Below are 22,180 nucleotides of genomic sequence, written 5' to 3'. Positions count from 1 at the left end.
ACGTGTTGGTGTGCAGGCTTTAGCCGCCCACTGTCGCTGCGTAGCAGCGACCGGGAATCGCCTAAAGGCTAAACACCAATGGTTGCTGAATTCCTTGCTGCTTCTGTCCCTGCTATTCGGGTGTTTCGCTAGATGAGTGTGTTGTACATCGCTTTGCCGATCGCGCTACTGCTAGGTGGCGGCGGACTGCTCGCGTGCCTGTATTGCATCCGGGACGGTCAGTACGACGATTTAGATTCGCCGTCGGTGCGAATCCTGGTGGATGAGCATCGGGTGGATGAAGACGTCCAAGAGCCGAATCCGCCAAGAACGCTCGGCGAAGCCAGCGCAGGGACAATGCCAAAGACCGAGAATTCGTGATTGGGTAGTGTCTTGGAAACGGCGGCTCGACTTCGCTGTCCACGATTGAATTCGTTTTCAAGCTGGGCTTACGCGTGAGCCATGATTCGAAAAGTGCCTGCCGGTTAGCTGCCGGCAGGCACGCGGACTCGGTAGATCGTTGTGGGTAGACACCCGATGTCGTGTGCCATCTAGATCGCCGGTCCGTTTCGTTCTCAGCCCGAACAGCCGAGGGAGCCACCGACAAGTGTGAGCTCGCACTACTATCCAGGGACCAAACGATGACGACAGTTTACAAAAGATTCATTGGGGTTGACGTCGCAAGCCGCAAACTTGATCTCTTCGATTCGGTTGCAAAAGTACATCAAACGATCGATAACACACCGGAAGCAATCAACGCATGGATCAAACTTCTCCGCCGCAAGCGTGCCAAGACAATCGTGGTGATGGAAGCCACCGGAGGCTACGAAAGCAATCTGGTGGACGCTTTGCACGAAGCCGATACGGATTGTTGCGTGTGCAACCCCGCGCAGGTGCGATCGTTCGCCAAAGGGATCGGACTGATCGAAAAGAACGATCCGATCGACGCCAGAATGATCGCCCGGTTTGGTGAGGTCGTCACGCCAAAGTTGCGTGAGAAACCTTCTCCCGAAGAACGCAAGCTCAAGGCGCTGGTGCATCGACGTGATCAAATTCTCTCGCAACAGTCGGCCGAACGGAACCGCCTTGCCCAAGCCCGCGACGAGGAAGTGCGTGAAGTCATCCAGGAAGCGTTGGACTTCTATAAACGGCAAATCGCGGGGATTGAGAAGAAAATTGCCGCGTTGATCGATGCCAGCCAACCCCTGTCAGAGCGAGCAGCGCTACTCGCTTCGTGCCCCGGTGTCGGCACCGCAACGGTCGCGATGTTTCTGGCCGAGCTCCCCGAACTAGGCTCGCTCAACCGCGGCCAAATTGCCAAGCTCGTTGGCGTCGCGCCGATCGTCCGTGATAGCGGCCAAAAGGAAGGCAAACGCAGCACGTTTGCCGGTCGCTCCCTGGTCCGCAAAGTGCTTTACATGGCCGCTTTGGTTGCCACGCGACACAATTCGATCATGAAAGCGTTCTACCAACGCCTGCTGGCCAAAGGCAAGCCGCCGAAGGTGGCGATCGTGGCGGTGATGCGAAAGCTCTTGGTAACGCTGAATGTCATGGTGCGCGAAGGAACGCCTTGGCGTGAATCCACTCTCGCGCCTGCGGGGTAGGCCTCTGGGGCAACACTGGCATCGGTCCGACATGGCAAAGTCCCACATGCATACGTGTCGCATCGGAAGTCACCCCCCCCCTTCATACAACAAGACGTTTGGTAAGCCCCTTTCGCGTCGCCGTCACATTGGCCTGCGCAAGCAGATGAGGCCGATGTGACGGCGATGCGGAATGGGGCGGCCCATTTCGTTGAGTCCCGAACGAGCGTCAGCCCCCCTCAGTACCACCCTGAGCTGAATCTCACCAACCAGAGCCAAAGATGCAAAACCAAGAAAACTTCCGGGCGAGCCATCACTCGCCATTGACAGAAACTAAGACAGCCGATGGCACCATCCATCGCCCGAGTTGGTTTGCGGCTAGTCAAACGGGCTGGCGGCAAATGGATCGTCGGCGTCACTGGATTTTTCTTTTCTATTGCTCGATGGGTCCGCGAACGGCTCAGAACCGACCATTTCAGATCCAACGCCTGTGGCGGCTTGCACTGGGATCTCAACTACAGCTTCGATCTCGCCCTTCGCGTTGACAACGATCAGTGTGGGCGATTCATCGACAGGAAAGGTGTCATTTAGCAAACGCAATTCACAATCCACGATCTCGAACGATAGGCCGCCAAATCGACACGAAGAACCATCGGCGGTGATTTCGTGCTCGAATCGGCGGTTGCCCACGCCGGTTGCGCTGTAGGAATCACTGGTGATCGAATTTGCGAGCGCCGGGTTTGATGAAAGCAACAACGTGCCTGATGACTTACCGGAAAATGGCTTGTTCGCAACGGCTAGGCGAATGTTGCCAAATTCAGAAATGCCGTAATCAAATAGCGAATAGGTGATTCGTCTCGTTTGAACGATTCCGTTTGGATGAACCGTGATTTTTGTTCGAATCGGCGAAAGCAATGACGCCGGAGCCTTGTCCCCGTAGGGACTGGTGAAGTGATTCCTGGCCCACAACGCAAGCACCGCGAAGCAGGCGGTGATGACGAGGAGGGTTCGGATTTTATATCGCAAAGGATTGCCTCCTGACCAGATTCGACGGCCTTTGTGGACAGACGCACTGTTTGTGGGTCGGTGACGACAGCATCGGCTGTGCGTCCAATACCGAATGATGATAACGATTCTGAGGTGCTCCGTTCTTTCAGCCGCACAATGGCTTCGGTCCTGAGGCGTGATCTAGCGTGAATTAGTGCCACCCACCGACTCTTAGAGCGTGATTTAGTGCCATCGGCTGTCTTAGTTTCTGTCAATGGCGAGTGATGGCTCGCCCGGAAGTTTTCTTGGTTTTGCATCTTTGGCTCTGGTTGGTGAGATTCAGCTCAGGGTGGTACTGAGGGGGGCTGACGCTCGTTCGGGACTCAACGAAATGGGCCGCCCCATTCCGCATCGCCGTCACATCGGCCTCATCTGCTTGCGCAGGCCAATGTGACGGCGACGCGAAAGGGGCTCACCAAACGTCTTGTTGTATGAAGGGGGTGAGTGACTTCCGATGCGACACGTATGCATGTGGGACTTTGCCATGTCGGACCGATGCCAGTGTTGCCCCAGAGGCCTACCCCGCAGGCGCGAGAGTGGATTCACGCCAAGGCGTTCCTTCGCGCACCATGACATTCAGCGTTACCAAGAGCTTTCGCATCACCGCCACGATCGCCACCTTCGGCGGCTTGCCTTTGGCCAGCAGGCGTTGGTAGAACGCTTTCATGATCGAATTGTGTCGCGTGGCAACCAAAGCGGCCATGTAAAGCACTTTGCGGACCAGGGAGCGACCGGCAAACGTGCTGCGTTTGCCTTCCTTTTGGCCGCTATCACGGACGATCGGCGCGACGCCAACGAGCTTGGCAATTTGGCCGCGGTTGAGCGAGCCTAGTTCGGGGAGCTCGGCCAGAAACATCGCGACCGTTGCGGTGCCGACACCGGGGCACGAAGCGAGTAGCGCTGCTCGCTCTGACAGGGGTTGGCTGGCATCGATCAGCGCGGCAATTTTCTTCTCAATCCCCACGATTTGCCGTTTATAGAAGTCCAACGCTTCCTGGATGACTTCACGCACTTCCTCGTCGCGGGCTTGGGCAAGGCGGTTCCGTTCGGCCGACTGTTGCGAGAGAATTTGATCACGTCGATGCACCAGCGCCTTGAGCTTGCGTTCTTCGGGAGAAGGTTTCTCACGCAACTTTGGCGTGACGACCTCACCAAACCGGGCGATCATTCTGGCGTCGATCGGATCGTTCTTTTCGATCAGTCCGATCCCTTTGGCGAACGATCGCACCTGCGCGGGGTTGCACACGCAACAATCCGTATCGGCTTCGTGCAAAGCGTCCACCAGATTGCTTTCGTAGCCTCCGGTGGCTTCCATCACCACGATTGTCTTGGCACGCTTGCGGCGGAGAAGTTTGATCCATGCGTTGATTGCTTCCGGTGTGTTATCGATCGTTTGATGTACTTTTGCCACCGAATCGAAGAGATCAAGTTTGCGGCTTGCGACGTCAACCCCAATGAATCTTTTGTAAACTGTCGTCATCGTTTGGTCCCTGGATAGTAGTGCGAGCTCACACTTGTCGGTGGCTCCCTCGGCTGTTCGGGCTGAGAACGAAACGGACCGGCGATCTAGATGGCACACGACATCGGGTGTCTACCCACAACGATCTACCGAGTCCGCGTGCCTGCCGGCAGCTAACCGGCAGGCACTTTTCGAATCATGGCTCACGCGTAAGCCCAGCTTGAAAACGAATTCAATCGTGGACAGCGAAGTCGAGCCGCCGTTTCCAAGACACTACCCACCGACTCTGGGCGATTCATCTCATTGTCTGAATGCAGCAATCGGAAAAGTTGCCCACGGATGGCAGCGCGAACCCACGGATGGCAATCGGCAGGACGATCCGTGGGTTCGCGCTGCCATCGGTGGGTTCATTTCACCTGCCGGTGCTTCCGGTCGGAGCGTGCGTTCTAGCAAGCGAGCGTAGACGTTCGGTGGGTGACACCATTCAGTAACAGGGGGTGCCGAGGAGGGCGGTCAAGTGGCCCCCGTCCACTTCGCCGTTGGGGCCGATTCCCATCAGATTCTGGGCACGGTACCGTGCTAGAATGTCGCGACGGCGACTGTGACGACTCTTGATCGCCCCGAATACTACGTCTAGCGTTGACAGCGTTACGCCGATCCTCTTGGTGGGATTGCTAAACCGGATGTTTTGGAAAAAGTGATGGATAGACTGGGGGAAACTGAAATTGAATCTGAGTCGGTGGCCGGTCTGGAAACTGCCGAGCCGGCCCGACGGGCCGAATTCAATGTGTCGGGCATGACCTGCGCCGGGTGCGCCCAATCGATCGAGCGGTCGTTGTTGCGGCAACCGGACGTGGTTTCGGCGGTGGTTAATTTCGCCGGGGGGAACGTCGTCGTTAGCTACGATCCGGCGCGGACCGACGAGTCGCAATTGGCCGAGGTGATTCGTCAGACCGGTTTTCAGGTGGAAACGGGCGACCGCGACACCGCCGAAGAAGACCGTCGGCAAGAGCAGCACGACACGCTGGTCATGTGGATCGGTGTCGCATTGACGCTGCCGTTGTTCGTGCTCAGCATGGGCCGTGATTTTGGCCTCTGGGGGCCGTGGGCGCATGCCGGTTGGGTGAACTACTTGATGTTCGCCCTGGCCACGCCGGTCCAGTTTTTCGTCGGCCGCGAGTTCTATTTGGGGGCCTATCGATCGCTGCGCAGCCGATTCGCCAACATGGACGTGTTGGTGACGATGAGCACCTCGGTCGCCTACTTCTTCAGTGTGGCGGTGATGCTGTTGTTGTCTGCCGGTAGCGAGATACTGGGGCAACATGTCTATTTCGAAACCTCCGCCACGATCATTTCTCTGGTGATGGTCGGCCACTGGATCGAGAGTCGTGCCAAGACGCGGACCAATGGTGCGATCACGTCGTTATTGAATCTGCAAGCGAAAAACGCGCGTGTCCTCCGCGACGGCGCGGAAGTCGACTTGCCGATCCAGGACGTGATTGTGGGAGATCATGTGATCGTGCGGCCGGGCGAACAGATTCCCGTCGACGGCGCGGTGATCGCAGGCGAGAGCGTGGTTGATGAGAGCATGATCACCGGTGAGAGCATGCCGGTCCACAAACCGATCGGCAGCGGTGTGATCGGCGCGACGATCAACGGTGATGGTATGTTGACGATCGAGGCGCGGCACTTGGGCGCGGAATCGGCGCTGGCGCGAATCGTCAAACAGGTGGCCGAGGCTCAGGCGACCAAGGCGCCGATCCAGAAGCTGGCTGATCAGATTTCCGGGATTTTTGTTCCGATCGTGATCGCGGTCGCGATGGTCACGTTTTGCGTCTGGTTCTTCGTCATCGGCGACACCGTCGGGGCGATCTTGCGAATGATTTCGGTGTTGATCATTTCCTGTCCCTGTGCGATGGGGCTGGCGACACCGCTGGCGGTGACGGTGGGCATGGGACGCGGGGCGGAGAACGGCATCCTGTTCAAGTCCAGCGAAGCGATCCAGCGGGTCGGTGCGATCAAGCACGTGGTACTCGACAAAACAGGAACGATCACCCGGGGCGAGCAAGTGGTCACCGACACGATCGCCGTCGGCGGACTCAGTGACGAACGATTGATCGCGATGGCCGGCAGTGTCGAACGCGGCAGCCAGCACCCGATCGCCACCGCGATCTTGGCCGAAGCCGATCGCTTGGGCGTGGACACCACGATTCCCGACGATGTGCAGTCCAGCTCTGGACAGGGTGTGACGGCCGTTAGGAAGGGTCAACGCGTGCGGGTCGGCAATCAGCGTTTCATCGAACAGGATTCGTCCATCGATCCCGCCTTGCAGACTCGCGCGGCGGAATTGCAACGCCAAGCCAAAACGGTGATGTGGATCGCTTGCGAAGACGAAGTGGTCGGTTTGATTGCCGTGGCGGACACGATCAAACCGGAGTCGGCGGAAGCGATTGCGCGGCTGCATGATCAAGGCATCGTGGTTTCCATGCTGACCGGTGACAATCAACATACCGCCGCCGCGGTCGCCCGCCAGGTCGGGATCGACGACGTGATGGCAGAGGTGTTGCCGGGTGAGAAAACAGAGCGGATTCGCGAGTTGCAGTCGCGGGGCGAATTCACCGCGATGGTGGGCGACGGAATCAACGATGCCCCGGCGCTGGCGCAGGCGGATGTAGGGATCGCGATCGGCACCGGCACGGACGTCGCAATCGAAGCGGCGGACGTCACGTTGTTGGGCGGGGAATTAAAAGGCGTCGCGCGGGCGGTCAAGTTGTCGGTGCTGACGATGCGCAACATCAAACAAAACCTGTTCTGGGCGTTCGCCTACAACGTGGCGCTGATTCCAATCGCCGCGGGGGTGCTGGCCGGGGTTGAGTCGGCGCCGATGTGGCTCAGAGAGTTGCATCCGATCACTGCGGCACTCGCCATGCGGCCTGTCGATTTAGTTCCTGGGGACGGTTGATTCGATTTTGGTTCCGGACGAGGCTTTTATGGTGCTATGCGGGGCATCCAGAGTCGTTGGTAAGCGTGTTGACGGGATCGTGGCGTTCGCTTGTGGCGGATTTCGTTCGAAATGCCCCCTATCTCCCCTAGTTTGCTGTTCCGAGCGATTGTGTCGCCGCGGCGGCGCGCAGCTTCGCCAAGTAACTCATGATTTTCTTCAGATTGAATCCGGTCGCCGCCCAGCGCCATTCTTGATTCACACCTGCGATACCTCGAAGCAGGAATCGCCGCATATCAAGCGTGCTCTTGATCACGGCGAAAGGCGTTTCACCGAAATGCTGACGACGAGAGTAAGCCTCTTTGGCTGCAGGCGTTTCCATTCGCGCACGCTGCCGACGTCGCGCTCCTTCATGCTCATCATGCATCGTCTCGCGACCACGTGGCGGGCCAGGCTTGCGACCACGTCGCTTGCCCGCTCGCTTGTCCGACGAGGTCGCTTCGCTGGACTCCTGGGACGATGCCTCGCTGCTGCTTGCCTCGTCTTTTGGCTTCACGTTCTTGCGACAACGCCCAGCCAGCGTGCAGCCCTCGCATTCAAAACAGGTGTAAACCTTTCGCTGCACCGGAGAGCCGTCGCCATGCGTCGTGTTCTCGGTCGTCCGATGTGAAAGCACTTTGCCTGCCGGGCAGTAATAGCAGTCGTTCGCTTCGTCGTACACAAACGCTGCTTTGTCAAATCGTTTGGTTTGTGGATTAACCGGCAACTGATCAATCTGATCGGCGGCAACGGGCTCAGTCAAATCCGAACGCTCGGCAGGGTTGTTCTCGCGATTGGTTTCGGCAAGCGGGCCAATCAGTTCGATCTGTTTTTCCTCAGCCGCAGTGAGGTTTTTGCCCGTCGTGTAAGCCGAGTCAGCCATGACTCGCTTAATGTCAATTCCAAAGTCGTTGGCCACACAGTCGACGATGGTGGCAAATTCGTGGTGTTCGACGTTGCCGATCAAGACGTCCGCCGCAACGATCAGGCCGCTCTGCGTTTCGGTCGTCGCCATCGGAGTAAAGTTGGCTGCGTAACCACCCTCCTTATTGGGAAGAATGCGACTGTCCGTGTCAGTCTTGGGTAACTGGGCGGGGCCCTTCGTCCCATTTTTCCTGCGGACTTCGTCCATCGCATTGACCGTCTCCAGATGAGCGGCCAGTTGTGAGCGGCGTGACTTCAAGTTGGCGACGGCGGCGGGGAGGCGGTCCGCCGAAACGTCCTGGCCGATGAGATCTTCGTCGCATGCGTCGTTGACTTCGAAGGTTTCCAGGGCCTCATCAATTTGCGCGTCAAGTTCTTCGAGTGCTTTGGCTAATCGTTTGGCCGTCCAAGTCTTGTATTTGTTGGCGTCAGCCAGGATGCGTGTGCCGTCGATGCACAGTTCCGAGAGATTGGCGATCCCCAGGTTGATCGCCAGCTTGACCATTTGTTTGAAGATGCCTTTGACTGCATCACTATTGTTTCGGCGGAAGTCGCTGATCGTGCTGTGATCGATGCGGCGACCGCTGCTAAGCCAGATAAAATCGATCGAATGCTTGAGTTCGTATTCAATGTTCCGGCTGGATCGGATTCGCCGAATCATGGCAAACAGCAGGATCTTTGCCATTACGCTGGGATGGATCGGCGGCTGACCGAATCCGCCGTTGTAGGCCGCCTCCCAATCAGTCCAGTCCATCTGATCGAGAATCTCGTCGACCAAGCGAACGGGATGATCCTGAGGGATGAGTTCCTCCAGGGCGGTGGGAATGAGGACCAGTTGCCCGCGTGGTGTAGGAGCTTCCTGCCAATAGCTGGTCTTGGGTTGTCTCTGGCTCACTGGGCAAGCCTCCCTGCGTGAGAAGTGAATCGCGACGACGATCCGCCAAGAATAGCAAACATCGTGACGATGCCTACTAAGCCACCTCCCCTCGTTTTGTGGATACACTAAACCGACAGGCCGCATGGTCGGTTCGGATTTGGTGATCGTGAGTAATGCGTTGCGGCTGAGACGGGTGAAGGTGGATGAGTGAAGGGGTAGGAAGATTTTGGAGGTAGGAAGATTTTGGCTAAATCGATTTACGGGCGCTTCTCATCATTTTCTTACCTCCAAAATCTTCTTACCCCTTTTCCGCAATGGCAATGAGTAGCGTGCCGGCATGACCTGCGCGACGGCGGACCGCGTCAATCGACGTGCCCCTTGGGAGTCACCTTGTCGGGTGCCGACCGTGGCTTGATCCAACCGTTGTCGATGTACCACCGTGTGGTGTCGTCGATCCTCTCTTGAAGCGTCTTGGCGGGGCGAAAACCGGTCTCGCGGCGCAGCCGATCGGCGTTACAGGCCCACGATCCCGCCGTCGCCTCCCTGGCCTTGTCGATGCTGAGGATGTGCGGCCGACCGCGTAGCCGCGAGACGAGTTCGTTGACGGCGGCGATGACCCAAATCGCTGCCGACGGACCACGCACGATGTAAACGTGTTTCTTTCCCAATGATCGACCGATCAGCCGTCCCAGTTCGGCATAGGTGGGCGTCTCATCGGCGGCGGCGAAGTAGATGCCTTGGTGACAGCCCGCGTCGCCACAAAGTCGTTTGCCGCGGACGGCGACATTCATCAGCGCATGGCAGAGGTCATCGACGTGGACGACGGAGAAGACATGGTCGGCGAAGCTGGGGACCAGATGCAGGTTCCATTTCGCGATGCCGTTGAACATCTCAAATCCGTCGCGGTCTCCGGGGCCGAGGACGATCGGCGGGCGGACAATGGAAATCGGCAGTGACTCGGCGAACTCACGCACGGCGGATTCGCCGCCGAGTTTGCTTTTGCCGTAGTCGGAGACCGGTGCCGGCGGGTCAGCTTCGGTGCGTGGCGTCGATCCAGAACAGGGGCCGGCGGCGGCCAACGAGGAAACGTGGACGAAGGTCGGGGGAGCATCGAGGGCGGCACAACAAGCGGCCAGGTGCTTGGGGCCCAACACGTTGGCTTGCTCGAAGTCTGGCTTGCGAAGCGCTTTCGTCGTGCCGGCCAGATTGAAAACGATCTCGCAATCGCAGACGGCGTTCTCAAGGGATCGTGGGTCGGAGAAGTCGCCGACGATGAAGCGTGGGTTCAAAGGCTGCAGTGGCCTAAGATCGGAACTCGATCGAACCAGACACGTCACCTGGTCGCCTCGTTGCGTCAGCTGTCGGACCAACTGAGTTCCGATGAAACCGGTGGCCCCGGTGACTAAAACGTTGGCCATGACTCTCACGCTAACTTCGCGGTGTGGGCTAAGCCCGTGTCGGTTCAAGCCCCTTCATCGTCGATTTCCCGCTGGCAAATTCGTCCGTCGGCAGTCCGCTTTGTTGCAGTACCGAAACGAACAGGTTCGCTAGAGGATAGTTGCTGGCGCGGTCAAAGGCGAGATGTTGTCCGTGGCGGAAGCCGCCACCCCCAACCAGAACCGGCAGGTTTCGGTTGTCGTGACTGGACGCGTTGCCGAGATTGCTGGTCATCAGGACGGAGGTCTGGTCGAGCAAGTTGCCATCGGTTTCTTCAAAGCTCGCCAAGCTGCGAAGAAAGTCGCCATAGGCGCCGACGATCTGTTCTTCGATCAACGCCAATTGGGCCAGCTTGTCCGCGTCGCGACCGTGATGGCTGAGCGTGTGATAGCCTTCGTCGACGCCTTCGATCGGCAGCTTGGCGTTGCCACCGGGAAGATTCAACGTGATGAATCGTGTCGAGTCGGTTTGCAGGGCCAGTTTCATCAAGCTCAGCATCATCGCCTGGCAGCCGACCAAATCGTTGGCGTCCGGTGGGGTCGGCGGCTTGGCATCGACGACCGGCTTGGGCATCTTCGCCCATCGTTCGTTGGCGGCCATCCGTTGTTCCAACTCGCGTACGCTGGAGAAGTAGGAATCCAATCGGTTGCGGTCGCCGGCCCCCAGATCACGTTGCAATCGTTTCGCATCTTCGTTGACCACGTCCATGATGCTGCGTCCGCTGCGAATCCGATCGGCTTGCCGCAATCGTTCTTGTTGCGACTGGTCGATGAACAGCGTCGCAAACAGTTCCGCCGGCGAACTCAGCGAAGGGATCATCGCCCCGGTGTCGGTGTACGAAGGGCTCTGGGTGCCGCTGGTGCTGAGGACCAACGACGGATAACGCGTGGCGCCGCCGAGATGTTTGGCCAGGTATTGGTCTACCGAGATGGTGTTCTTGGCGCTGCCACTGTTGCCGATCGGCGTGGCGGTCAAGATGCTCGCTTCGGCGCGGTGTCCGTTGGAAACGCCCGGATGGCTGCTGCCGGAGACGACCGTGAATTGATCACGGATGTCAGCCAGTGGGTTCAGATAGCGGGACGGCGCATACGTGCGACCGGCTTGTTCGGGGAACAGGTTTTCGCCGAGCAAGCCCAAGCCGATCGTGACCGAGACGAAGCGATGGGCGGGGGGATCGGATTTTGCGCCGGCGGAGGCTTCCATCGCTGAGAGCCAAGGCAGTGACATCGCGACGCCGCTGCCGCGGAGCAGGGTACGGCGGGCCAGGCGACTCTTCGGCGAATGAAAACGGACGGGGGCGTTACGCCCGGCGTGATTTTGTTTGTTCGTCATCGGTTCACTTGGTGAGAAAGGTATTGCTGGTCACGACGGCTTCGATCAGCGATCGCAATCGATAGCCATCGGGTTTGGTTTGAGCGACGATGTTGTCCAGGGTCTTGCGGTCGGCGAACGTGATTTCGTGTCCGGTCGCATAGACGAGCAGTTGAGCGGCAAAGTTTCGGGCGACGAGATGGTCATCGCTGGCGGCGAGTTCTCGGAAGGCGACGAAGGAATCGAATTCTCGACCGTCGGCAAGCCGGTACGCCGAGTCGACTTTGGGACCTTTTTTATAGGAGCCGCCGCGACGCGTGAGGTAATGATCACGCCACTTGCCGGCGGCGTCAAAGTGTTCCAGCGCGAATCCGGGAGGATCGATTTTCGCATGGCACGATGCACACTCGGTTTGCGAACGGTGTTTTTCAAGGATCTGGCGAACCGTCGTGGCACCGCGGACGTCAGGTTCGATGGCGGGCACATTGGCCGGCGGATCGGGGATGGGAACGCCGAGTAATCGATCGCAGATCCAAACGCCGCGGACGACCGGCGAGGTGTTGGATCCATTGGCCGTCACCTTCAGGATCGATCCGTGCGTCATCAACCCGCCGCGAAACGGATGGTCCGCGATCGAGACGCGTTTCCATTGCGAGGGGGCGATGTCGGCTTCGATGTCATAGTAGCGGGCCAGACGATTGTTCAACCACGTGAAATCGGATTCAACCAGCATCCGCGCCGGTTGGTTTTCGACAATCAATGTCTGCAGATAGCGACGGGTCTCACCGAGCATCGCATTTTGGACCACCAAGTCGAAATCCTTGTGCATTCGACGATCCGGTTCGGTGAAGTCGATGTCGGTGAGGTCCAGCCATTGGTCGGAGAAATCGTTGACGAAGTGCTGCAGCGTTTCGCCTTGAAGCAGGCGACGCGTCTGCGCAACGATCTCCGCCGGTTCGGACAACCGCCCCGCGTCGGCGGCCGCACGCAGTTTGGAGTCGGGCGCTCTGCCGGTCAGCATGTAGCTGAGTCGATTGGCGACGGCGCGGTCGTCCAGACGTCCGGGTGTTTCGGTGAAATAGATGAAGCGAGGCGAACACAGCAAGGCTCGATACGTTTGACGAAGCACTTCGATCGGATCGTTGTCGTCCGCGACGCGTTGTTCGATCAGGCGGGCGTACGGTTCCAGCATCTCCGTCGTGACCGGGCCGCGGAAGGCTGCGGTGGCAAAGTCATGCAACCGCTTTTTCAGGTCTTCTGCCGGTGAATCGCTGTGCAATTGGAACCGTTTCGATTTCGCATCGTAACGCACGTCCAGATTGCCGAACAAAGCTTGCCGGACGGCCGCCTGGTCTCCGCCGGGATAAATTCGTTCGATCTTGAGCGAGTGCATCGCGACACCGGGAACGTCTTGCGGTTCCCCTTCGCCGAATCCGACTTGCCCGCCGTTGAAGCGAGCTTTCTTGAGCGTGCTGTCGGCCGGGCGGATCTCAAGCATGTGATCGGCTTCGATCCATGTGGTGAAGGTAAACGTGTGCGGAGTCTCAGTCGCTTCGAATGCGCCGACCCAATGCATCAGTGGCGCGCTGGAAACACATTTGCCACTTCGGACCGAACACCACAGGCCGCGATCGTCGGGCATCTTCAATGAAGAAGCATCCAGTGTGATGCGATACCAACCGGAATGGTCCACTTCGGTGCGGGAGATCCGTCCGTAGAACGAGAGCCCGCAGGACCAGATCACCGCCGCGCCGTCGCGCAACTCGGGATCGCGATTGCGTTGCCCCTTGCGCTTGTTCGCGATTCGTGAGGCGGGCAGGTCGATGACGACGTCGGACTGGTTGGGGCGAAGTCGATCAAAGGCCAGGTCCAAGGCCGCATCGACGACGCGCAGGTGGTCTTCGAGATGATAGTGGGACATCGACTGGGCATCGGCGATGTTGCGAAACCCATCGGTGCGTTGTTCATCGGGCATTAATTTCGAAAGCGGGGCGGCGATCGCAAACAAGTCACCGAGCGTTCGTTCCAGTTGATGGTTGGTCAGTCGTCTGGAGAGCACGCGGCCGAGTGATTGATGACGCGACGTGATGGCTTGGTCGATCGACTCAGCGGCCGAGTTGAGAAAACGTGCTTTGGGCTCCGCTTCGACTTCGCCGTATTCCTCCGGCGGCATTTCGCCGTCTGCAACGCGGTCAAAGACGCGGACCCAAGTGGCGATGTTTTGGGGTTCGCTGTTTGGGGATTCGCTATTCTGGGGTTCACCGGAGTGTGCCAGATCGGCCCACTTTAGACGGTTCAAATCAAATCCGCCTTCACCTTCACTGCCGTCGTGGCAGTCGAGACAATTCTGCTGCAAGAACGACATCACGTCGTCCTTGCGGTGATTGAGTTGTTGCGTGTCGTTGGAGTCGGTCGCTTCGGCGGCTGCAGCGGATGGTTGCAGCAGCAGTGTCGTCGTGAGCACGGCAAACAGCACGATCATCGGCAACGCATGATGTCGCGCGGCGGTCCATGTGGTTGTGAACGTGCTGCGCAGGTGGCTTGCGCGGCATCGACGCCTGTGATGGAAGGGCATGAAGGCTTGATTCATCACTCGGTGAGTCATTGGAGGTGGGATCGAGCGCGGCGGGGGGCGGCGATCCAGCGAATCGCAGGTGTCACGACCCGTGTGAAAGGCGGGAGGGGTCGTTACCGCCGCAGTTCCTATTATAGCTGCGAGGCCAGGGGTTCACGATGCGTTTTGGAGTGCGAAGGCTTGGATCGACCGCTGCTGAACTGTGAAGAAGGGACGCAACGCGGTATTCTGGGCAAGGTTGTGGTCCGCCCGACGAATCAGACCACGCCGAATGTCTTTCGAATTTGTCCGCACCGTCTCTAGAAATTGTCCATACAGGCATACCCGATGCTGTTATCCGAGCCCCCCGAGACCGCTTACGACATCCGCTTCACGTTACTGGGGTTCCCGGTCCGGATCGCGGTGACGTTTTGGTTGGGTGCGGTCGTGTTTGGTTACGCGCTGTGCCGTTCTTTTTCCAGTGAAGCGCTCGGCGTCGGGCCATTGATGATCGCTTGGGCGCTGTGTTTGCTCGTTTCGATCTTGATTCACGAGCTGGGGCATGCCTTGGCGTTCCGTCATTACGGCATTCAGTCCTCGATCGTGCTGTATCACTTCGGCGGACTGGCGATTCCGACGAGCACGTACACGCCGGGTCGATCGATTGCGCGGATCGGCGAGAAGGAACAGTTGATCATTTCGGCAGCCGGGCCGGCGTTTCAGTTGTTATCCGCACTGGTTGTGATCCTGGCGGTCAAGTTGGCAGGTTTCGAAGTGTCGGCGTTCCGTTGGATGCCATCGTTTCTGGCGACGCTTCCGTGGGTCACCGAAGGCCCGGTGATGGACAGCCGAGGCATGCTGGCGCTGGTGACGTTTTACATCTTGCCGAGTGTCTTGTGGGCGTTGTTGAACCTTGTTCCGGTCTGGCCACTCGATGGAGGACGCATCGCGCGCAGTCTGATTGTGATCAATGGTGGCACAGTCGCGCAATCGCTATGGGTCAGTGTGATCTGCAGTGGCTTGTTGGCGTTCTATGCGTTCAACCATGGCCAACCGATGATGGGCATCTTCTTCTTGATGTTCGGTTTCAGCAGTTACCAGATGTTGAATCCGATGAACAACGGATGGCGCTAACGCGGTGCAACGAACGGCAGCGCGGTGCAATCAAACGTAGCGCGATGCAACCAACGATCACGCGCATCAGTGCAACAAAGTCGCGCGAGATGGACAACAAAGTGCGCTAAGACAGTTCGATCAAGTGGTTCGTTGCAAAATTTTTCTCAAAAACTTTTGCATGCGTTTGATGTCGCTTCCAACCACTGCGCATGGTGTTGTCGAGCATGCATGAAGTCATCGAATGTCAAGTGCTGCGCGCGACATCAAGACAACGAAGCGCATCGTTGTTGTGTCCGTTCGCGTTTCCATCGAATGCGCACAACGCATTGCTGTATCAATATTTGCGTCAACGCGCTCACAACGAGGTCGTGGCGCGATCGGTGCAACGATGCGCCGACACGTCGCTTGTCATCGAAGGTTCAACGTGATCGTTGCGAGCGTTGCTTCGGTCGCAATGAACAGCGTTGGGGTAGCAGGAACGAAGTGTCTTGCAAGCATAATTTTTCCGAAAACATGTTGCGGAATTTGACGCAGCGCGTACAAATACCGCAGGTTTACGTCAGACAGCATTGATTGGTCCGTTGGATAACTGGCTTCAATGTTTGTCTGTCACTTACTAACGCATGGTGAGCCGTGGCCGGTGGCTTGTCGGGGAACGTTCCCACGCAAGTCACAATGACTCGCCATCGTTTCCAATTCCGCGGAGGAAAAACGTGGCTAAAAAGAAAGCAACCAAGAAGAAGGCTGCCAAGAAGAAGGCAACCAAGAAGAAGGCAACCAAAAAGAAGGCTGCTAAGAAGAAGGCCGTGAAGAAGAAGGCCGTGAAGAAGAAGGCTGCCAAGAAGAAGGCAACCAAGAAAAAGGCGACCAAGAAGAAGGCAACCAAGAAGAAGGCTGCCAAGAAGCGCAAGTAAGCTGCTTCTCTTCGCCGATTCTCAATCGGCCCCATCCATCCACCAAACCGCTCGGGTCACCCCTGAGCGGTTTTTTTATGGCCGGTGCCAACCGGCGGATGCCAAATGGTGGATTCAATTGACAGGCGGTCAAGCGTGTTGGTTGCGACCCGAAAACGGAGTTGCGGCGGGCGAATCGAGGCCCACCCTGCGGGGGATCGCTGTGAAGCACTGATTTCCCGCGTTCGGCGATGTTTTCACCGTCTGTTGCACTCGTTCAGAGTGTCGGCAGGGTCGGTTTGGGCGGTGCGGCGGCATTGCGGGCGGCCAGGGTGCGGACCATCGCTTGGCTGACGCGTTCCAGCGGGGCTCGAGCGGCTTCGTCGTCGGCGAGGACCGCAGCCAGCCGGCCTTCGTCCCCGGCGACACGCAGTTTGATGTCCAGCGGAAGGCCGCCGAGGAAGGGGACGTCCATCTCTTCGGCCTTCTCACGTGCTCCACCGGCTCCAAAGATGTCGTAGGTCTTGCCGCAATCGGGGCACAGGAAGCCGCTCATGTTTTCGACCATACCCAGGATCGGAATGTTGACCTTTCGGAACATTGCGATCGCTTTGACGGCATCGAGCAGCGCGACCTCTTGGGGTGTGCAAACGACGACGCTACCGGCCAGCGGAATGGCTTGCGAGAGCGTCAAGGCGACGTCGCCGGTTCCCGGTGGCATGTCGATGATCAGGTAATCCAGTTCACCCCATTCGGTCATGCCCAAGAACTGGTTGATCGAGCCGTGCAGCATGGGGCCGCGCCAGATCACGGCTTCTTTGGGGTCCACCAGAAATCCCATCGACATCACGGGCATCGGAGACAGGTCGGGGCTGTCGTCGAGCATGATCGGATCGATCCGCTTGGATTCGCTGAAACCGGGGCGGCCGGAGAGTCCGAGCAAGTGTGGAATGCTGGGGCCGTAGACATCGGCGTCCATCAAACCGACTCGGCTGCCCAGTCGCCGCAGCGTCAGCGCGATTGAGGCCGCCACGGTGCTTTTGCCGACGCCGCCCTTGCCGCTGCCGACCGCGATCACGCTTTTGGCGCGGAGTGCCGTTTGGCCGACACGGGTGGCCGGTCGGGCGTGCGTCTTGAACTCCAGGTCGACTTGGATGCCGGGAAAGGCAGCGGCTAATTTTGCCTCCACGGCGTCGCGAACATCGTCTTGGATCGGACGCGAGTGTGAGGTGAGGCCGAGTTGGATGTTGGCATGCTGGCCGTCCAGACTGACCGAGACGACTTGTCCCATCGAGCCCATCGGGCGTCCGGTTTCGGGGTCGGGGTGCCCATCGAGAAGCTGGCGGACGGAGGATTCGGAGAGTTCGGACATGTTATCGAGTTCCAGGTTCCGGGTTCCAGGTTCCAAGTTGGCAACGCCAAGTTGGATGGTCAGTCGGGTACAGGGTAACGATTTGTCAAAGAAGTGGGACCCAGCTAAGAAAATCTGAAACCTGAAACCTGAAACCTGAAACGAAAAAAAAGCGGCTCGGCAGCGAACTGCCGAGCCGCTTTCGCGGTTCACGTCTAGAGTCCAGCAGCCGGGTTTATCACCCGGTTGCTACGTTTCGCTTTATCAGCGGACGTAGCGGGCACTGGCTTGAATGACGCGACGCTTTTGTGAGATGCTCGCACTCGGATCAACGATCGGAGCGGGAGGCATGGGAGCTGCGTCGGTGGCGGGAGCAGCGGCCGGAGCCGGTGCGGGAGCCATCGGGGCGCTGTAGGTTGCTCCGCATCCGCAACCGCTGTCGCACGCCGGGGCGTCGCAGCAGCTGTCACATCCGCAGGAGCTTTTGCGAAGGTTGCCGAAGAGTTTCTTCAACAGGCCTCCGCTCTTGGAGCCGCAGCCGCAAGCCGAGTCGCAGCCGCTGTCGCAACCGCAGGGGGCAGCGACTTCGCAGCCACATGCCGGAGCGGTTTCGCAGCAAGGAGCAGCGACTTCGCAGCCGCAAGCCGGAGCGGTTTCGCAGCAAGCGGTTTCGCAACCACAAGCCGGTTCACAGCACGAGCTTTTCTTGCAAGCGAACAGGTGGGCCAGCAGTCCGCCCTTTTTCTTGCTGCAGCCACACGCCGGGGCGGTGTCACAGCAAGGAGCAGCGACTTCGCAGCCACAAGCCGGAGCGGTTTCGCAGCAAGCCGGGCCAGCGACTTCGCAGCCACAAGCCGGGCCAGCGACTTCGCAGCCACAAGCCGGTTCAGCGGCACAGCCACACGCGGGTGCTTCGCAACCGCAAGCGGGTTCGGCACATCCACAAGGGGCTTCGCAGCCACAAGCGGGTTGTGCTTCACAGCCACACGGTGCAGCGGCACAGCCGGTGTCACAACAAGAAGAGCTAGAGCAGCCCTTCATCAATTTTTGGAGCAAGTCCATCCCTTGTGTCTGGCAACACGTCGTGGTGCCAAGAACGAGGGCCATCATCATCAGTGTCCGTATCATCGGAGCCACGTCTCCCTTAGTTTGTTACGCGGGTCGATTTGAAAAGCGGGTCATGTTGGTCGAATTCGACTGCCACTCGGGTGCGTTCGCTGGACGAAGTTGCCGGCGATCGCATCCGATTGATACACCCTTCGAGCACGGACGGACCGCGGTGTGGGTTACACAGCCCGCCGACTTCGTTCAGCTCGATGGCAATTCGTCGTGGTGGAACAACGTCTTGCCAATTGATCGACAATTCGAATCCGCACGCAAAATCGCTTTTCAAATCCCCCGTTGCGTCCTGTGCAACGAGGAATTCTGGGTCGATCGTTCGCTGACGGCTCGTCCCGGTCGGGGCGATTTGTCAGCTGGGATCACTAACCGTATCGGACCGGTTACGGTCAGAGATTACTGTTCCACTCTATTTTCACCAGCTTGCGAAGCTTTGACGGCTAGGTAATTTCCTCTCGATGTGGGGGGGGTAACTGATACCCGGGTTGGTCACGTGGAACAAACGGACTGGACGGTATAAACTATCGCGACACGGATCACGTGAGGCGTTTCAGGGTCGCCCACCAGGGGGCCGGCCCGCATCGCGGGCATGGCAACGGCTGTACTGACGGGGCACGTCGTGTTCCGTGCATTGCAGTACTGTGTGCCGTGGATTGGCAGACGTTTGCGGAGGGATCCGTACAGATTTGCCACTCTCGAGCGTTGGAGACCTGTCCAGATGCCTGATCGAGGCCCCGCCGTTGTCGATCTGACCGCCCTGCCAGGGGTCGAGTGCCCCTGTGGCATCGCGCGTCGAGCGTTTCACGACCGGGACGAGTTCCCCGGTACGGTACATTTGACGAATATCGATCGATCCGCCCGGACGCACTACCATACCGAACACACCGAGGTTTACGTCGTATTGGAGTGTGACGATGACGCCGCGATCGAGCTGGACGGCCGATTGCACCCTGTACGTCCTAAGACTTCGGTTTTGATCCCCCCCGGCACTCGACACCGTGCGGTCGGATGCATGCAGGTGGTGATCGTTTGCTTACCCAATTTTGACCCTGCCGACGAACACTTCGACTGAGGGCTCATGAACAGGGCTCATGAACCTCGGCCAGTCCAGTTAAGATAGCGACCATGCCCACTTCGTCCGTTGCCCAATCTTCCTTCCTGCCTGTTTGCCTTCCCATGACGCGACCAACTTTTGACTTCCAACGTCGACTCCATGCGGCGTTCCCCTTCCTGTTGATGCTCCCGATGTTGTGGCTCGGGGTGGCCGCATCGGCGGCCGATTGGCCCTATTGGCGCGGCCCCAACATGGACGGGACCGCCGACGTCAGCGGTTTGCCCGACGACTGGGATTCCAAGGGAGGCGACGGCAGCAATCTGCTTTGGAAACGCGAAGACATTGGCAGTTTCTGTACCCCGGTGGTGATGGGGGGACGGCTTTACACGATCCAGCGGCATCTACCCGACACCGAGCGTGAGGGTGAGAAAGTCGTTTGTCTCGATGCCAAGACCGGCGAGACGATTTGGGAAAACAGCTACAACGTCTGGCTGTCCGATGTCCCCGCAGAACGGATCGGGTGGACCAGCGTCGTCGCCGATCCCGAATCGGGCAACGTGTATGTTCTGGGCGCTTGTGACGTCTTTCAGTGCATGGACGGGGAAACGGGCGAGACGCTTTGGCAGGTCCCGTTGCACGAGCAATTCGGAATGCTCAGCACCTACGGCGGCCGGACGAATTTTCCCATCGTTCACGAAGATTTGGTGATCATTAGCGGGATCATCATCAACTGGGGCGACTACGCCAAACCCAACCACCGGATCCTGGCACTGGACAAGCTGACGGGCGAATTCGTTTGGTTCAGCGGAACGCGTGATCTGCCCTACGATACGTCTTACTCTGCGCCGACGATCACAACCATCGACGGTCAACGACAGTTGATCATGGGTTTTGGCGACGGCCAGGTCTGGGGCATTCAGCCGCGAACCGGAAAGCAACTCTGGAACTACGAATTGTCGCGCCGCGGCCTGTTTGCCGCTCCCCTGGTTGTCGGTGACAAGGTGTTCTGCAGCCACAATGAAGAGAACGTCGGCGAATGGGCCAACGTGATGGGCGCCGTCGCGGCGGTCAAAATTTCCGGCACCGGCGATCAAACCCAAGCCAGTGAGCTGTGGAAGCAGTACGAAGTCGTCGCGGGATTCAGTGAACCCGTGCTCGTCGACGGGCGTTTGTACCTGGTCGATGACCGCTGCAAGATGTGGGTCTTCGATGCCGAAACGGGAGAACCGATTGTCGAACAAGAACGGTTTGCCGACAGCCGCCAGAAATCGGCACTGTTGTACGCCGACGGTAAAATCTATGTGACGACCGAAAATGGTCGTTGGTCGATCGTCAAGCCGATCGCCGACGGGTTCGAAGTGATCAATGACGGACGACTGCGCAGCGAATCCTTTGTCGCCTCGCCGATCGTCGCCGACGGACGCTTGTACTTCCAAAGCACGCGGAACCTGTATTGCATCAGCAATGAGGCGGCCAAGCAGTCCGACCAATCGATGAGCGACGCCTATGGGGAAGAACGCCCTGTTGCCGAGGACACGCAGATCGCTCAGGTCCAGATCGTTCCGGTCGAAGCCTTGATCCAGCCCGGCGAGTCGATCGAGTACAAGGTCAACGTGTTCAACGCGATCGGACAAAAATTGGAAACACCCAGCGGCGTGACATTCCGAGTCGAAGGCGGCGCGGCGTCGATCGACGGCAACAAGTTGACCGCCGCGACGGACGCGGCTCACACCGGGGTCCAGGTCGTCGCCCAGTTGGGCGAGGCCACCGGGACGGCCCGCGTGCGGATCGTGCCCCCGTTGCCCTGGAAATTTACCTTTGACGGCCTGTCCGATCCGCCCCTGTCGTGGGTCGGTGCCCGATACCGTCACGTGATTCGCGAGATCGACGGTTCGGCGGCGTTGACCAAGATCAGCACGATCCCCAAGGGGGCTCGAAGCCGTGCCTGGATGGGACCGAGCGATCTGTCGGAATACACCATTTCCGCCGACGTCCGCGGTCAGCGGGCGTTGGGCGCCCTACCGGACATCGGGTTGACGGCCCACGGTTATGTGCTCGACTTAATGGGCGAAGCCCAACAGGTTCAAATCCGGACGTGGGCGTCCTCCGAAGAACGCGCCTCGGATGTTGCGGCGTTTCCGTGGTCAGAGGACCAGTGGTACCGGATGAAGCTGCGGGTCGATTTGGAGAGCGAAGCCCCCGCTCAGGTGGCTGTCGTCCGCGGCAAGGTCTGGCCCCGCGATCAGGAGGAGCCCGAAGAATGGACACTCACGGTACGAGACGAATCGCCCAATTTGGCTGCCAGCCCAGGCCTTTACGGCAACGCAAAGGTCGCGGAAATTTACTTGGACAATATCGAAGTCGTTGAAAACAGCAACGAACCATAGCAGGGGGGCTTCATTCCGCATTACGGCCGATCATTTGATTCATCGGTCGTGTTGCCTAGAATGAGTTTCCCTCCCCCATTGCCCTTTCCCACCCCACACCAGGTCAACT

General features: G+C 58.7%; 15 protein-coding genes. 8 read left to right on the top strand and 7 right to left on the bottom strand.

Annotated elements, in window-relative coordinates; all coding sequences use genetic code 11:
• Window positions 1–132: 132 nt before the first annotated feature.
• Window positions 133–360 (top strand): cbb3-type cytochrome oxidase assembly protein CcoS, encoded by a 228-nt coding sequence (ccoS, locus tag TBK1r_RS11985; RefSeq protein ID WP_145210546.1) that lies wholly within the window; start codon window positions 133–135, stop codon window positions 358–360.
• Between the two features lie 260 nt (window positions 361–620).
• Window positions 621–1,583: an IS110 family RNA-guided transposase gene (locus TBK1r_RS11980; protein WP_145210543.1), complete on the top strand. Its 963-nt coding sequence runs from the start codon at window positions 621–623 to the stop codon at window positions 1,581–1,583.
• A gap of 357 nt (window positions 1,584–1,940) precedes the next feature.
• Here TBK1r_RS11980 and TBK1r_RS11975 read toward each other — a convergent pair whose 3' ends face one another.
• Entirely contained in the window at window positions 1,941–2,477 is a 537-nt protein-coding gene (locus TBK1r_RS11975; protein WP_145210540.1) for a hypothetical protein, read from the bottom strand.
• A gap of 649 nt (window positions 2,478–3,126) precedes the next feature.
• Complete coding sequence (locus tag TBK1r_RS11970; RefSeq protein WP_145210537.1) at window positions 3,127–4,089, bottom strand: IS110 family RNA-guided transposase; 963 nt, start codon at window positions 4,087–4,089, stop codon at window positions 3,127–3,129.
• Between the two features lie 679 nt (window positions 4,090–4,768).
• Between TBK1r_RS11970 and TBK1r_RS11965 the strand changes: the two genes are divergently transcribed.
• Entirely contained in the window at window positions 4,769–7,030 is a 2,262-nt protein-coding gene (locus TBK1r_RS11965) for a heavy metal translocating P-type ATPase (protein WP_145210533.1), read from the top strand.
• 127 nt (window positions 7,031–7,157) lie between these two features.
• Here TBK1r_RS11965 and TBK1r_RS11960 read toward each other — a convergent pair whose 3' ends face one another.
• The 4 genes from TBK1r_RS11960 to TBK1r_RS11945 all read right to left on the bottom strand — a co-directional run bounded on the left by TBK1r_RS11960 (window position 7,158) and on the right by TBK1r_RS11945 (window position 14,187).
• Window positions 7,158–8,867, bottom strand: a complete 1,710-nt coding sequence (locus TBK1r_RS11960) for an IS1182 family transposase (protein WP_419580133.1) — start codon at window positions 8,865–8,867, stop codon at window positions 7,158–7,160.
• A 344-nt stretch (window positions 8,868–9,211) separates the two neighbouring features.
• Window positions 9,212–10,267: an NAD-dependent epimerase/dehydratase family protein gene (locus TBK1r_RS11955; protein WP_145210528.1), complete on the bottom strand. Its 1,056-nt coding sequence runs from the start codon at window positions 10,265–10,267 to the stop codon at window positions 9,212–9,214.
• Between the two features lie 28 nt (window positions 10,268–10,295).
• Window positions 10,296–11,618, bottom strand: coding sequence for a DUF1552 domain-containing protein (locus TBK1r_RS11950; protein ID WP_145210525.1), 1,323 nt, complete (start codon window positions 11,616–11,618; stop codon window positions 10,296–10,298).
• Window positions 11,619–11,622: 4 nt separating this feature from the next.
• Window positions 11,623–14,187 (bottom strand): DUF1588 domain-containing protein, encoded by a 2,565-nt coding sequence (locus tag TBK1r_RS11945; protein ID WP_419581263.1) that lies wholly within the window; start codon window positions 14,185–14,187, stop codon window positions 11,623–11,625.
• 312 nt (window positions 14,188–14,499) lie between these two features.
• Here TBK1r_RS11945 and TBK1r_RS11940 point away from each other — a divergent pair, with 312 nt between their 5' ends.
• Window positions 14,500–15,285 (top strand): site-2 protease family protein, encoded by a 786-nt coding sequence (locus TBK1r_RS11940; protein ID WP_145210522.1) that lies wholly within the window; start codon window positions 14,500–14,502, stop codon window positions 15,283–15,285.
• A 695-nt stretch (window positions 15,286–15,980) separates the two neighbouring features.
• Window positions 15,981–16,181, top strand: coding sequence for a hypothetical protein (locus TBK1r_RS11935; RefSeq protein WP_419581633.1), 201 nt, complete (start codon window positions 15,981–15,983; stop codon window positions 16,179–16,181).
• Between the two features lie 256 nt (window positions 16,182–16,437).
• Here the strand turns inward: TBK1r_RS11935 and TBK1r_RS11930 are convergent, their stop codons facing one another.
• Window positions 16,438–17,532 carry an Mrp/NBP35 family ATP-binding protein gene (locus TBK1r_RS11930; protein WP_145210519.1) on the bottom strand — a complete coding sequence of 365 codons (1,095 nt, stop codon included), beginning with the start codon at window positions 17,530–17,532 and terminating at the stop codon, window positions 16,438–16,440.
• 575 nt (window positions 17,533–18,107) lie between these two features.
• On the opposite strand from TBK1r_RS11930, the gene TBK1r_RS38540 reads away from it, so the two are divergent.
• The 3 genes from TBK1r_RS38540 to TBK1r_RS11915 all read left to right on the top strand — a co-directional run bounded on the left by TBK1r_RS38540 (window position 18,108) and on the right by TBK1r_RS11915 (window position 22,071).
• A complete protein-coding gene (locus TBK1r_RS38540; RefSeq protein ID WP_419581262.1) occupies window positions 18,108–18,539 on the top strand; it encodes a hypothetical protein in 432 nt (143 codons plus the stop codon).
• An 809-nt stretch (window positions 18,540–19,348) separates the two neighbouring features.
• The gene (locus TBK1r_RS11920) at window positions 19,349–19,702 is read left to right on the top strand and encodes a cupin domain-containing protein (protein ID WP_145210513.1); all 354 of its coding nucleotides are present in this window, start codon (window positions 19,349–19,351) and stop codon (window positions 19,700–19,702) included.
• Between the two features lie 104 nt (window positions 19,703–19,806).
• Window positions 19,807–22,071: an outer membrane protein assembly factor BamB family protein gene (locus tag TBK1r_RS11915; RefSeq protein WP_419581261.1), complete on the top strand. Its 2,265-nt coding sequence runs from the start codon at window positions 19,807–19,809 to the stop codon at window positions 22,069–22,071.
• The last annotated feature ends 109 nt before the right edge of the window (window positions 22,072–22,180 follow it).

Source organism: Stieleria magnilauensis, assembly GCA_007753675.1.
Classification (GTDB): domain Bacteria; phylum Planctomycetota; class Planctomycetia; order Pirellulales; family Pirellulaceae; genus Stieleria; species Stieleria magnilauensis.
The sequence above is the reverse complement of the archived record's forward strand: the minus strand, read 5'-3'. Positions and strand labels throughout refer to the sequence as shown.